The 13,637-nt window shown below is 62.5% G+C and carries 14 protein-coding genes; 9 read left to right on the top strand and 5 right to left on the bottom strand.

Annotation, left to right across the window (positions count from 1 at the left end; translation table 11 throughout):
- Positions 1-123: 123 nt before the first annotated feature.
- The 4 genes from GGR30_RS13710 to dnaN all read right to left on the bottom strand — a co-directional run bounded on the left by GGR30_RS13710 (position 124) and on the right by dnaN (position 3,472).
- Positions 124-273 carry a hypothetical protein gene (locus GGR30_RS13710; RefSeq protein ID WP_183487222.1) on the bottom strand — a complete coding sequence of 50 codons (150 nt, stop codon included), beginning with the start codon at positions 271-273 and terminating at the stop codon, positions 124-126.
- A 157-nt stretch (positions 274-430) separates the two neighbouring features.
- Complete coding sequence (locus GGR30_RS13705) at positions 431-1,402, bottom strand: complex I NDUFA9 subunit family protein (RefSeq protein WP_183487220.1); 972 nt, start codon at positions 1,400-1,402, stop codon at positions 431-433.
- 156 nt (positions 1,403-1,558) lie between these two features.
- Entirely contained in the window at positions 1,559-2,272 is a 714-nt protein-coding gene (pyrF, locus tag GGR30_RS13700) for an orotidine-5'-phosphate decarboxylase (protein WP_183487218.1), read from the bottom strand.
- A gap of 81 nt (positions 2,273-2,353) precedes the next feature.
- Positions 2,354-3,472 carry a DNA polymerase III subunit beta gene (gene dnaN, locus GGR30_RS13695; protein WP_183487216.1) on the bottom strand — a complete coding sequence of 373 codons (1,119 nt, stop codon included), beginning with the start codon at positions 3,470-3,472 and terminating at the stop codon, positions 2,354-2,356.
- A gap of 233 nt (positions 3,473-3,705) precedes the next feature.
- Here dnaN and rsmI point away from each other — a divergent pair, with 233 nt between their 5' ends.
- From rsmI to gshB, 8 genes are all read left to right on the top strand, one after another.
- Positions 3,706-4,599 (top strand): 16S rRNA (cytidine(1402)-2'-O)-methyltransferase, encoded by an 894-nt coding sequence (gene rsmI / locus GGR30_RS13690; protein ID WP_246413878.1) that lies wholly within the window; start codon positions 3,706-3,708, stop codon positions 4,597-4,599.
- Positions 4,589-4,951 (top strand): YraN family protein, encoded by a 363-nt coding sequence (locus tag GGR30_RS13685; RefSeq protein ID WP_183487214.1) that lies wholly within the window; start codon positions 4,589-4,591, stop codon positions 4,949-4,951. The genes rsmI and GGR30_RS13685 overlap by 11 nt, the downstream gene beginning before the upstream one ends.
- A gap of 156 nt (positions 4,952-5,107) precedes the next feature.
- The gene (locus tag GGR30_RS13680) at positions 5,108-6,406 is read left to right on the top strand and encodes an extracellular solute-binding protein (protein WP_210288052.1); all 1,299 of its coding nucleotides are present in this window, start codon (positions 5,108-5,110) and stop codon (positions 6,404-6,406) included.
- A 74-nt stretch (positions 6,407-6,480) separates the two neighbouring features.
- A complete protein-coding gene (locus tag GGR30_RS13675; RefSeq protein ID WP_183487212.1) occupies positions 6,481-7,362 on the top strand; it encodes an ABC transporter permease subunit in 882 nt (293 codons plus the stop codon).
- 12 nt (positions 7,363-7,374) lie between these two features.
- Positions 7,375-8,217, top strand: coding sequence for an ABC transporter permease subunit (locus tag GGR30_RS13670; protein ID WP_183487210.1), 843 nt, complete (start codon positions 7,375-7,377; stop codon positions 8,215-8,217).
- Between the two features lie 10 nt (positions 8,218-8,227).
- A complete protein-coding gene (gene ugpC, locus GGR30_RS13665) occupies positions 8,228-9,307 on the top strand; it encodes a sn-glycerol-3-phosphate ABC transporter ATP-binding protein UgpC (RefSeq protein ID WP_183487208.1) in 1,080 nt (359 codons plus the stop codon).
- 10 nt (positions 9,308-9,317) lie between these two features.
- Entirely contained in the window at positions 9,318-10,322 is a 1,005-nt protein-coding gene (locus GGR30_RS13660; RefSeq protein WP_183487206.1) for an endonuclease/exonuclease/phosphatase family protein, read from the top strand.
- 76 nt (positions 10,323-10,398) lie between these two features.
- Positions 10,399-11,346: a glutathione synthase gene (gshB, locus tag GGR30_RS13655; protein ID WP_183487204.1), complete on the top strand. Its 948-nt coding sequence runs from the start codon at positions 10,399-10,401 to the stop codon at positions 11,344-11,346.
- A 3-nt stretch (positions 11,347-11,349) separates the two neighbouring features.
- Here gshB and GGR30_RS13650 read toward each other — a convergent pair whose 3' ends face one another.
- On the bottom strand, positions 11,350-11,682 hold the full coding sequence (locus GGR30_RS13650; protein ID WP_183487202.1) for a TM2 domain-containing protein: 333 nt from the start codon (positions 11,680-11,682) through the stop codon (positions 11,350-11,352).
- A 218-nt stretch (positions 11,683-11,900) separates the two neighbouring features.
- On the opposite strand from GGR30_RS13650, the gene GGR30_RS13645 reads away from it, so the two are divergent.
- Entirely contained in the window at positions 11,901-13,439 is a 1,539-nt protein-coding gene (locus GGR30_RS13645) for a YifB family Mg chelatase-like AAA ATPase (RefSeq protein WP_183487200.1), read from the top strand.
- The last annotated feature ends 198 nt before the right edge of the window (positions 13,440-13,637 follow it).

Genomic DNA, 13,637 nt, shown 5'->3' with positions numbered 1-13,637 from the left:
CTTCACCATTGACGTTCGTCAGCGATCGTCTCCTATTTGCAAAAGGAGAGGTTCGTTGTCAAGAATAAACGCTGTCACCAGCGCTCTCGTCACGTTGAAGCAGCATCCGCCGCCGGTAGGTCTTTATTTGATGGAGGCCATGGCGCAGGGATCGACGCCATAGGAGGGCGCGCAGCCCGGCTTGCCTGCCGCGATACTGCCCGGTGCGGCCAGAGAAGCCGCCATGATGATCAAAGCCGCGCCTGCAAACAGAACAGCAATTGACTTACCCATTTTCAAAGACACCTTGTTTCAGTAGGACCGGCAAGGTCATCTTCCCGATGACCTTTCAATAATTGGTAAAGACGTAAGCCATGTGACGGGTTCCATCGAAACCCGGGAATTTGCCACAATTCAGTCAAAAACCTGACGGCAGAAAACCTTGATGTGTTCAGGCGGTTCGGCCGAACTGGCCGTGCTGGCGGTATTGCACGAGATAGGTCGGCAGGATCGCATCAAGCTGCGCGGGGCGAATGCCGAGACCCGCAAGGGTGCGGCCGTCGGCGGCAGCCTCCTCGGAGACGACATTGTCGGCCTTCAGGAGCTTCACTTGGTCGGCCGTCAGCGGCGGCGCGATCAGCGGAATGGAACCGGCGATGCCGCCGAAGAACGAAGCGAGGCCGAAGGGCAGCGACACGAGACCGCGCTTGCGGCCGGTCACGCGCAGCACCTCTTCGAGACATTCGCGGAAGGTCAGCACGTCGCGACCGCCAAGCTCGTAGACCTTGCCGCCTTCGACCTTGCCGTCGACAGCGCGGGCGATAACCTCGGCGACGTCGGCGACATAGACCGGCTGGAACTTCGTCTTGCCGCCGCCGATCAGAGGCAGGAAGGGCGAGATCAGCGACATCTTGCCGAACTTGTTGAAGAAGTCGTCTTCCGGTCCGAAGATGATCGAGGGACGGACGATCACGGCTTCCGGCAGGATCTCCCGGACGGAAGCCTCGGCCTTGGCCTTGGAACGGGCATAGTGCGAGCTGCTTTTCTCGTCGGCGCCGATTGCCGAGACGTGGGTCAGCTTGGCGCCGGCATCGCGCGCGCATTCGGCCACCAGGCGCGCGCCGTCGGCCTGCACCGCGTCAAAGCCGTTCTTGCCGCTCTCAAACAGGATACCGACGCAGTTGATGACGTGATCGGCGCCTTCGACCGCCCGGCGCACCGAATCGGGATAGCGCAGATTGGACTGGAAGAAGGTGATCTGACCGACATTGCCGAGCGGCTGGAGGAACAGCGCCAGATCCGGCCGGCGCACGGCAACGCGGATGCGATAGCCCCGCTTGGCAAGCGCGCGAACAACATAGCGCCCGACGAAACCCGATCCGCCGAAGACCGTGACCAGCGGAGGAATGTTCGATAGCGTCATGCCTAGCTCCTGAAATCGCCGAAAGCCGAATTGATTACATGAGTGCAATAGCCCAAACCGGGCCGAAGGTGAAGGGTCAAGCTGACGCAGTTTTCGCAGTCGCAGCAGACCTCACGATATTTCCCGCCTGGCGTGTCCAAAGGGACACATTGCCCTTTATGCGGACCCTGTTCCTACTGACATAGCGCTCTCGATATCGGCGACAATGGCCTTAGCCGCCGCCTTCGGATCGTCTGCTCGGAGGATCGGACGGGCGACAACGAGATGAGAGGCGCCGGCGGCAATCGCCTTGGCCGGCGTCATCACCCGCTTCTGGTCGTCCGAGGATACTCCCGCTGGCCGGATGCCGGGCGTAACGATGGCGCGCTCCGGCCCGATGATGTCGCGCACCAGAACCGCTTCGGCCGCAGAGCAGACGATGCCGCCCATGCCCGCTTCCGCCGCCTGCGCGGCGCGGCGCTTCACCAGCGCCTGTGCGTCGCCCGGATAGCCGGCCTCGGCAAGATCGGCATCATCCATCGAGGTCAGCACGGTGACGCCGAGAAGGCAGAGCCCGGAGCCCTCGGCCGCCTCCACCGCCGCGCGCATGGCCTTGGGATAGGCATGCAGCGTCAGCATCGACATGCCCATCTTGGCGATGTTCTCCACGCCCTTGGCGACCGTGTTGTCGATGTCGAGCAGCTTCATGTCGAGGAAGACCTGCTTGCCGTCGGCGGCCAGTTCGCGGGCAAAGGAAAGCCCGCCGGCAAAGGCGAGCTGGTAGCCGATCTTGTAGAAGGAGACGCTGTCGCCGAGCCGCGCAACCATCTGCGCCGCCTCGTCCACACTCGGGACATCCAGTCCCACGATCAAGCGTTCGCGTGCACTCATGCCACAACTCCTTCCCGCCAAGAGCCCTGTTCGCGCTCCATGTCGCATAAAACCCGAAAAATGGGAAGGAAAAAGGCCGGATCAGACCCGCATCGGCATCAGCACATAAAGCGCGTTCTCGCTGTCGGTGTCGCGCACGAGCGTCGGCGAGCCGGCGTCTGCGAACAGGAAGATCGCTTCGTCGCCGGTCAGCTGCGAGGTGATGTCGAGCAGATATTTGGCGTTGAAGCCGATATCCATGGCCTCGCTTTCATAGCCGACGGCGAGCTCGTCGGTGGCGCTGCCCGAATCAGGATTGTTGACCGTGAGCGTCAGCTGGCCTTCGGCAAGCGACAGCTTGACGGCGCGGCCGCGCTCCGACGAGACGGTCGACACGCGATCGACCGCCTTGGCGAAGGCATCGCATTCGATCCGCATCTCGCGGTCATTATTGGCCGGGATCACACGCTGGTAATCCGGGAAGGTGCCGTCGATCAACTTGGAGGTGATCACCACCGAGCCGATGGTAAAGCGGATCTTCGCATCGGAGACTTCGACACTGACAATGATCTCGGGGTCATCGACGAGCTTCTGCAATTCGCCGACGGTCTTGCGGGGGATGATGACGCCCGGCATGTTCTCGCAGCCGGACGGCGCATCGATCTCGGCCCGCGCCAGACGGTGACCGTCGGTGGCGACCGCGCGCAGCTTCAGCTCGGAGCCTTCGGTCATGGCGTGGAAATAGATGCCGTTCAGATAGTAACGCGTTTCCTCGGTCGAGATCGCGAACTGGGTGCGGTCGATCAGCATCTTGAGATCGGCGGCCTTCAGCTTGAAGGCATGGCTGAACGTGCCGGCGGTCAGGTCCGGGAAATCCTCCTGCGGCAGGCACTGCAGCGAGAATTTCGACTTGCCGGAGGCGACCGAAATAGTCTGACCGTCGGTCGCCGTCGCCAGCGAAACCTCGGCGCCGTCGGAAAGCTTGCGCACGATCTCGTAGAGCAGATGGGCCGGAACCGTTGTCGCGCCCGCCTGTTCGACCATGGCCGGCGTCTTCTCGGTGATCTCGAGATCAAGGTCGGTCGCCTTCATTTCGAGATCGTTACCCTCGGCCTTCAACAGAACGTTGGAGAGAATCGGAATGGTGTTGCGGCGCTCGACCACGCGGTGAACATGGTTCAGGGACTTCAGGAGGTCGGATCTTTCGAGCGTGATACGCATGACTTTCGCTTTCACTCTTTCGCACGGGTCAAATGCCGGAGGGCAATCGAACGGGGCCTCGCGTCCGAAAAGGCCGCGGGCGGGGAGACAAAATGACAGCAAATCCGCGCCGATTGCAAGGCCCGGCATCAAGCCTCCACCCATATTCCGCCCAGCCCACGGACCGGCGCGATGCCCTCGCCCCTTGTCGCGACCTGACGGCCATGATCAAAGAGGGAAACCGGGGACGTGAGATGAGCGACGGCAACAGATTTGAAATCGCGGGACATTCGATCGAGGCAAGGCCGCTTTCGCCCGGCCTTTACCTTGTCGCCACTCCGATCGGCAATCTCGGCGATATCACCGTGCGCGCGCTCGAGACCCTTGCCGGCGCGGACGTCCTCGCCTGCGAGGATACGCGCGTCACCCGCAAGCTGCTCGACCGCTTCGCCATCGCCAAGCGCCCCTTCGCCTATCACGAGCACAATGCGGAAAAGGCCGGGGAGCAGCTTATGGCGGCCCTTCGCGCGGGGAAGAGCGTCGCCCTCGTCTCCGATGCCGGAACGCCGCTCGTCTCCGACCCCGGCTACAGGCTCGCGGGCCTGGCGATCGCGGAAGACATCAAGGTTGTCCCGATCCCTGGCGCTTCCGCGCCGCTGGCAGCCCTTGTCGGCGCGGGGCTTCCCAATGATGCCTTCTTCTTTGCCGGCTTCCTGCCGCACAAGGACAAGGGCCGCCGCGACCGGCTGGCCGAACTGGCGGATATTCCGGCAACGCTGATCTTCTTCGAATCGCCCCATCGCATCGGCGCGACGCTCGATGCGGCAAGCGCCGTGCTCGGCGAAAGCCGGCAGGCCGCCGTCTGCCGGGAACTGACCAAGACTTATGAGGAATTCCGGCGCGGCACGCTGGGCGAACTTGCCGAAGCCTATCGCCAGGCGGAGGTCAAGGGCGAGATCGTGCTCGTCATCGGCCCGCCGCCCAAGCCGGAAGCGCCGGGCGAGGCGGATGTCGACGCGCTGCTGCAGGCGCTTGTCGCCGATCTGCCTGCGGCAAAGGCTGCAGCGCAGGCTGCGAGGCAGACCGGACTTGCGCGCAAGGACCTCTACCAGCGACTTCTCGACCTGAAGGACGGCGATGGCGCGTGAGGCGACGAGACGGCGGGATGCGGAACGGCGCGGCCGGCGCGCGGAAAGCCTTGCCGCCCTTTACCTTCGCCTGAAGGGTTACCGCATTCTCGCCATGCGCTTCAAATGCCATGCCGGCGAAATCGACATCATTGCCCGCAAGGGCGACCTCGCCATCTTCATCGAGGTCAAGGCGCGCGTCAGCGAGCAGCTCGCGATCGACGCCGTGACCGCCTCTGCCCAAAGGCGCATCCGCGCGGCCTCCGATGTCTGGCTGTCGCGCCAGCCAGACGCCCATCGCCTGTCGCAACGCTACGACATCCTTGCCTGCCTGCCCCGTCGCCTGCCGCGACATTTCCCCGATGCATTTTGACGATACGAACATTGAAGATGCGCAAATGAAAGGGCGAGCGCCTTCGGTTTTATAAAAGTGAAACAAAATCGTCGTTCAGACGTCACGCAACCGCGATACCCCCGCTTCCATCATCCACCGCGATGATTATTCAGATTCTGAACGGGGACTTTCATCATGAAGAAATTTGTTCTGGCCGCGCTGACCGTCGGCCTTTCGACCTCGACCGCATTCGCCGCCACCGACATCACCTGGTGGCACGGCATGGGCGGCAACAACCAGGCCGTTATCAACGAGATTTCCAAGCGCTTCAACGAAAGCCAGGATAGCTGCAACCTGACGCCGGTTTCCAAGGGCACTTATGAAGAAGCCCTCGCCTCCGGCATCGCCGCCTTCCGCTCGGGCGAACAGCCGAACATCCTGCAGGTGTTCGACGCCGGTGCTGCCACCATCATGAACGCCAAGGGCGCTGCCATTCCGGCAGAAGACCTGATCAACGACGCCGGCTACGACTTCAACCGCGAAGACTTCATCGAAGGCGTCCGCTATTTCTACGCAGACAGCGACGGCAAGTTCGTCGGCATGCCGTTCAACTCCTCGGCGCCGATCATGTATACCAACACCGAAGCCTTCGAGAAGGCCGGTGTCGAGCCGCCGAAGACCTGGGAAGAATTCGAGGAAATCGCGCCCGCCCTCAAGGATGCCGGTTATATCCCGCTCGTCCAGTCGCAGCTCACCTGGGAAATGACCGAGAACTTCTTCTCGCGCAACAATCTCCAGTTCGCCACCAACAACAATGGTTATGACAGCGTCGACGGCACCGAGATCCTGGTGACCACGCCCGAGCACGTCATGATGTATGACAAGCTCAAGGCATGGTACGACGAAGGCTATTTCGGTTATTTCGGCGCCGGCTGGTCCGATAACCAGAAGCCTTTCGAAGAAGACAAGGTTGCGCTCTGGATCGGTTCCTCGGGTTCCTTCGGCGGCCTGCAGAAATCCGCCCAGATGCCCTTCTCGGCCACCTTCCTGCCCTACTGGGATTCGATCGAAGGCGCCGGCACCAACTCCTTCATCGGCGGCGCTGCCCTCTTCGCGCTTTCCGGCAAGGATGATGCCCAGAACCAGTGCACGGCCGATTTCTTCCAGTTCCTGACCTCGCCGGAAATCCAGTACTTCTGGCACAAGTCCACCGGCTACGTTCCGGTCACCACCGCCGCTTACGAGCTGGCCAAGGAAGACGGCTGGTACGAAGAGCAGCCGGTTGCCGAAGTCGGCATCCAGCAGCTCTCGCTGCCGGGCGGCGAATGGTCCAAGGGCTACCGCATGGGCTTCTACCCGCAGATCCGCGAAGTCATGGAACGCGAATACAACAAGATCTTCGCCGGCGAGACCTCGGTTGAAGACGCCATGGCGACGATCCAGGAAGAAGGCAACGCCCTTCTCGCCCGCTTCGCCAAGACGGCTTCCAACTGATCCCAAGCGATCGTTCGGACATGTTCGGTCCGGGGGCATAGCGCCCCCGGACTTTGCCATATCGGAAAGTTGCCATGAAGCGCGTCCAGTTCAATTCGCCCCTGCTGCCCTATCTCTTCGTGCTGCCGCAGATGGCCATCATCGTGATCTTCTTCTACTGGCCGTCGGTGCAGGCGATCCAGTCGTCCTTCTATCTGGAGGATCCCTTCGGCTTCAGCGCGAGTTTTGTCGGCCTCGACAATTACACCGATGCGCTGACCTCGAGCTATTATCTGCGCGTCGCCCAGTTCACCGTGATCTTCACGGTTCTGGTGACCTTCTTCTCGCTCGCGCTCGGCCTGCTTCTCGCCTCCAAGGCCGATGATGTGATCCGCGGTTCGAGCACATACAAGACGCTGCTGATTTCCGTCTATGCGATCGCGCCGCCGGTCGCAGGCCTGATCGGCATGATGTTCTTCGACCAGCATATCGGTCCCTTCGTGAAGATGGCCGCGTGGTTCGGCTGGGACATGAAGGTCGGCATCAATTATTTCGACACCGCCTTTGCGATGATCACCGTCGCCGTGTGGAAACAGATCCCCTATAATTTCATCTTCTTCCTGTCCGGCCTGCAGTCCATTCCCGTTTCCGTGCGCGAGGCGGCGGCGATCGACAACCGCTCGCGCCTTGGCCGGTTCTGGACCGTGACGCTGCCGCTTCTGGCGCCGACAGCCTTCTTCCTCCTGATCATCAACATGACCTATTCGCTGTTCGACACGTTCGGCATCATCGACGTGATCGTGAAGGACAAGGCCGCCAACAACCCGATCACCCTGGTCTACAAGGTCTATATGGACGGCTTCCGCGGCAATGACATCGGCGGCTCGGCGGCGCAATCGGTGATCCTGATGCTGATCGTGCTGGTGCTCACCTTCTTCCAGTTCCGCTTCATCGAGCGGCGCGTGCACTACAATTGAGGAGCCGGACCGATGCATAGAACAAATTTCTGGGACCACCTCATCCTGCTCTTCGGCGTCTTCATCATGGTCGGCCCGATCTTCGTCGCCTTCATGACCTCGACCCATGAAGCGGTCGACGTTCACATGAAAGGCCTCCAGGTCACCTGGGGCGATGATTTCGTTGACACCTACAAGGAGGTGCTGACCACGCGCGGCGGGTTTACCGGCGACGTGACCGGCGCCCGCATGGTGATGAACTCCTTCATCCTCGGCATCGGCTTTGCCGTCGGCAAGATCGTGCTGTCGATGATGGCGGCCTATGGACTGGTCTATTTCCGCTCGCGGTTTTCGACGCTGTTCTTCTGGATGATCTTCACCACCCTGCTTCTGCCGCTTGAGGTGCGCATCCTGCCCTCCTACGACGTCATGACCAAGCTTGGCCTCGTCAACACCTATACCGGCCTGATCGTGCCGCTTCTGGCATCGGCCACCGGCACCTTCTTCTTCCGCCAGTTCTTCAAGTCGGTTCCCGACGAACTGCTGGAGGCCGCCCGCATCGATGGCGCCGGGCCGTTCAAGTTCTTCATCGACATTCTCGTACCGCTGTCGAAGACGATGATGGCGGCGATCTTCATCATCATGTTCGTCTATGGCTGGAACCAGTATCTGTGGCCGATGATCATGACCAACGAGGAAACCTTCTACACGCTGGTGCGCGGCATCAAGCAGATCCTCCTCGTCTGGGTCGGAAGCCAGATCCCCGAATACAACCAGGCCTTCGCGCTGGCGGTTCTCGCCATGCTGCCGCCGGTCCTGATCGTGGTGATCTTCCAGAGCTGGTTCATCAAGGGCCTGACGGAAAGCGACAAATAGGAAGAATAAAATGGCTGCTATCGAAATTTCAAAGGTCTCCAAGATCTACTCCGGCGATGCCCGCGCGGTCGACAATGTCGATATCCATATCGAGGACGGCGAGTTCATCGTCCTTGTCGGCCCGTCGGGCTGCGGCAAGTCCACGCTGTTGCGCATGGTCGCCGGCCTTGAGGCGATCACCGAGGGCGAGGTGAAGATCGGCGGAAAGGTCGTCAACAGGAAGGATCCGGCCGAGCGCGACATCGCCATGGTGTTCCAGAACTACGCGCTCTATCCGCATATGACGGTCTACAACAACCTGGCCTATGGCCTGAAAAACCGGGGCACGCCGAAGGCCGAGATCGCGGCGCGGGTGAAGGAAGCCGCCCGCATGCTGGAGCTGGAACCCTATCTGGAGCGCAAGCCCCGCGCCCTTTCCGGCGGCCAGCGCCAGCGCGTGGCCATGGGCCGCGCCATCGTGCGCAAGCCCGCCGCCTTCCTGTTCGACGAACCGCTGTCGAACCTCGACGCCAAGCTGCGCGTTTCCATGCGCGGCGAGATCAAGCATCTGCAGAAGCGCCTCGGCACCACCTCCATCTACGTCACCCATGATCAGCTCGAGGCGATGACGCTGGCCGACCGGCTGGTCGTGCTGAATGCGGGCCGCATCGAGCAGATCGGCACGCCGCTCGACGTCTACCACAAGCCAGCCTCGACCTTTGTCGCCAATTTCATCGGCTCGCCGGCGATGAACCTCGTCTCCGGCGAACTGAACGGTGACCGGCTGGCGATCGGCTATAATGTGCTGGAGCTTGCCCGCGACCTGCCGGTCTCCGGCGCGCTGACCGTCGGCATCCGGGCCGAGGACCTGCAGGTTGCGGAAGAACCATCTGCACACACGATCACCGCGAAGCTCGACTATGTCGAGGAACTGGGCGCGACGCGGCTTGCCCATTGCCTGATCGGCGAGCAGAGCCTGACCGCCGCCCTCTCACCCGCCATTCCGCTTGCAGACGAGATGCGCTTTTCGATTGATCCGGCAAAGCTGCATTTCTATGATCGGGAAACCGGCAAGCGGATCCATTCCCGGAGCGCAACGGTTACAGCCTGAAGCAACGCCCATGCCGGAACTTTTCACCGATTGCGTCCATGCCCTGGAAGGACCCGGTCGCGCCGAACGCGAGCGCATTCTGGGGCTGGAAAAATCAGCGCATGTTCACGATCGCTACCGGCAGGAACTCTCCTGTCTGCAGACGCTCGAGACCGGCGGGGCCCCGTCGGCGACAGGCCTGCTGGGCTTTCCCTTCCAGGCCGCCGCCTGGAACCTGCAGCGCGGGCTGTTCCCCGAAAGGAGCGCCGAAAAGCTTGCGGGCGAACAGGCCAGCCTGGTGATGCTTTCGGAAATGGACAACGGCATGGCCCGCACGGCCCAGCGCCACCCGACCGCCGAGATCGCCAACGCGCTCAAAATGGCCTATGCCTACGGCGTCGAGTTTCTCGAGCTCGGCCTCGGCAATGAAGCCGAGCGGCCCTATTGCACCGATGACTTCAACGCGAAGGGCTTTCACGGCAATGCGCTTCTTGCCGCCAGGGCGCTGGAGACCCCTTTCATGCTGCCGCTTTCCGGCCCGCCGATCTGGTTTTCCGACGACAACGACCAGCCGCGCATCGGCGCGCGCATGGCGATCGGCGCGAAGATCGAGACCACCGGGGGGCCGATCGTCGCGCTCTCGACCCACCTGGAAAGCCATGGCGACATTGAACTGCGCGAACGCCAGATGGCCGACATCTTCGACCTGATCGACTGGCATTTTTCCGACCTGCCCGTGCTGATCGGCGGCGACCTCAACACCGGCAACCGCACCGGCGGCGATGCCGATGCCGAAACCCTTTTCGATCTGGCGCGCGACAGGGGCTATCAGCGCCATGGCGGCCCGAAAGACAGGATCACCACGCGCCCCAGCCTGATCTCCGGAACGGATCCGCAGCCGATGAAGCTCGACTGGTTTCTCTCGCGCGGGCTTGTGATCGCCGAAAGCCGCGTGGTCGACGCGCTGGATGACGAGGGCACGCCGCTTTCGGATCACGATCTGCTGATCTGCACGGTCTCGGGCATCTCCGACTGACGCAAGGCGATTGCCAACGGCTCATGCGGTGACTACATATCGAGGCGCTTCAAACCAGACCGGGGGCTCCAGTTTCATGGCCGCAATCAAAAAAGTCGCCGTCCAGATGGACCATATCTCCACCGTGAAGATTGCGGGCGATTCCACCTTCGCCATGTCGCTGGAGGCGCAGAACCGCGGCTACGAGCTTTATCACTATACGCCCGACCGGCTGACGCTGAGGGATGGCAAGGTGATTGCCGCCGTCGAGAAGATGACGCTGCGCGACGTGGAAGGCGACCATTACACGCTCGGCCCCGCCGAGCGCACCGACCTTTCGACCATGGATGTGGTGCTGCTGCGCCAGGACCCGCCCTTCGACATGGCCTATATCACCTCGACCCACATGCTGGAGCGCATCCACCCGAAGACGCTGGTGGTCAATGATCCGGCCTGGGTGCGCAACTCGCCGGAGAAGATCTTCGTCACAGAATTTGCCGATCTGATGCCGCCGACGCTGATCACCAAGGACGTCGGCGAGATCGCGCGGTTCCGCGAGGAAATGGGCGACATCATCCTGAAACCGCTTTACGGCAATGGCGGCGCGGGCGTCTTCCATTCCACCCGCGACGACCGCAATTTCACCTCGCTTCTGGAAATGTTCGAGCAGATGTTCCGCGAACCCTATATCGCCCAGGCCTACCTGCCGGCCGTGCGCAAGGGCGACAAGCGCATCATCCTCGTCGACGGCGAATTTGCCGGCGCGATCAACCGTGTGCCGGCAGAGACCGACAGCCGCTCCAACATGCATGTCGGCGGACGCGCCGAACCCTCCGAACTGACAGCGCGCGAGGAAGAGATCTGCGCGCGCATCGGCCCGTCGCTGAAGGAGCGCGGCTTCATTCTCGTCGGCATCGATGTGATCGGCGATTATATGACGGAAATCAACGTCACCTCCCCCACCGGCATTCGCGAGGTGAAGAGGTTCGGCGGCGCGGACATCGCCGCGCTCATGTGGGACGCAATCGAGAAGAAGCGCGGCTGAGCCCTATTTGTTTTGTGAGACGAGCGCCTGCTGCGTGAGCGAATTGCGCAGCTCGCTCTTCTGGGCGTCGATCATGCCTGAGATGAGGAACAGGTCGACCAGCCACCAGATGCCGAATACCGCCAGAAACACGAAGCCGATGATGAAGACGAATGTCAGCCAGCCGACGACATTCAGGAGCAGCATGGCGATCGCCGATCCGGGCCTGCCGAGATAGAACCGGTGCGCGCCGGCCCAGCCGACGAAGAACCACAGAAGATAGGCCGCCGCCGGCGATTTCGCGCCATTGGTGACGCGCTGTTCGATCAGGATCTGTTCTTCGGTCGTTAGTCCCATATCACTCTCCGCCATATTGCTCCGGCCAGCTTGCCTGCCCTGTTTACGGCGGCGGCAAACCGGATGTCCATCCCATAGCCGTCCGCCTGATGCCGAATGGATGAAGTTCTTCTTTTGTTCTTGCATCGGAGCGCGCATTATGGAATCCTTGCAACCATTGGATTTGATGAAACGCTGTTCTTGAGGGGACGCCGGGCGGGGCCGGCGCGGGGCTTCACATGGTATCCAGGGTTCAAACAGTTGCATTTCAGGGGATTGAGGGCGTTCCGGTCGATGTCCAGGTGATGGTCGCACCCGGCAAGATCGGCATGCAGATCGTCGGACTGCCAGACAAGGCCGTTGCCGAAAGCCGCGAACGGGTGCAGGCCGCGCTCCACGCAACGGGCCTCGCCTTGCCGGCCAAACGCGTGACGGTCAATCTGGCACCGGCCGACCTGCCGAAGGAAGGGTCACATTTCGATCTTGCCATAGCGCTGGGCCTGATGGCGGCGCTCGGCGCGGTTCCGGCCGATGCGCTCATGGATTACGTGGTCATCGGCGAGCTCAACCTTGACGGCACGATCGCCGCCGTGGCCGGCGCGCTTCCTGCGGCGATGACCGCCAATAGCATGGACAAGGGGCTGATCTGCCCGGCCGAGTGCGGGCCGGAAGCGGCCTGGGCCGGCGCGGAGATCGATGTTCTCGCCCCGAAAAGCCTGATCGCGATCGCCAATCATTTCAAGGGAACCCAGGTGCTCTCCCGCCCCGTACCCGCCGTGCGGGCCGCAGCACAGGACTTGCCCGACCTTTCGGAGATCAAGGGACAGGAAAGCGCCAAGCGCGCGCTGGAGGTGGCGGCTGCAGGCGGCCACAATCTGCTGATGGTCGGCCCGCCGGGTGCCGGAAAATCGATGCTCGCCTCCCGCCTGCCCTCCATCCTGCCGCCGCTCCTGCCGCAGGAGCTGCTGGATATGTCGATGGTGCATTCGATAGCCGGCAAGCTTGCCGGTGGGCGGCTTTCCGACCGTCGGCCCTTCCGCGCGCCGCATCATTCCGCAAGCATGGCCTCGCTCGTCGGCGGCGGCATCAAGGCAAGGCCCGGCGAGGCCTCGCTTGCCCATCACGGCGTTCTGTTTCTTGACGAACTGCCGGAATTTTCGCCGCAGGTGCTGGATGCGCTGCGCCAGCCGCTGGAAAACGGTGAGTGCGTGATCGCCCGCGCCAATCATCGCGTCTCCTATCCGGCCGCCTTCCAGCTTGTCGCCGCCATGAATCCGTGCCGCTGCGGCATGGCAGGGGAGCCGGGCCATAGCTGCGCGCGCGGGCCGCGCTGCGCAAGCGAATACCAGGCGCGGATTTCCGGACCGCTGATGGACCGGATCGACATCCGCATCGACGTTCCGGCGGTTTCCGCCATTGACCTCATCGGCGCAAGCGCAACCGGCGAGACAAGCGCCGCCGTCGCCCGTCGCGTTGCCCGCGCCCGCGAGGCACAGCGCGAACGCTTCGCAGGCCTTGGAGAAAGCGCGGCGACAGTCAACGCCCGCGCATCGGCCAATCTGATCGAGAAGCTCGCCGAGCCCGATGCCGCGGGCCTCGCGCTGCTTAGGGAAGCGGCGGAAAAGATGCGGTTTTCGGCGCGGGGCTATCACCGCGTTTTGAAGGTCGCGCGCACAATCGCCGATCTCGACGGCAAGGCGAGGGTCGGCCGGGTTCATATCGGCGAGGCCATCGCCTATCGGGTCTCGGCGGCAGAACGGATCACCACAGCGGCCTGAGCCGTCTGCCCCGCGGAAAGGCCCGACCGGCGGAGGAAACGCCCTTTCGATGACGGTGCGCGTGGGCGGGGAACGCCGCAGCACGGCCCAACGCCCGATGAAGATCGCGGCCGGACCGGTCTGACGACACGGAAGTCCGCTGGAGACAGCAAGGGATCGAGGACAATCCGGCGACCCAGAACGTCTGCCTGCGCGTCG

The sequence above is a fragment of the Martelella radicis genome, assembly GCF_014196625.1.
In the GTDB taxonomy this organism is placed as follows: domain Bacteria; phylum Pseudomonadota; class Alphaproteobacteria; order Rhizobiales; family Rhizobiaceae; genus Martelella; species Martelella radicis.
This window is presented reverse-complemented; position numbering and strand designations above follow the sequence as displayed.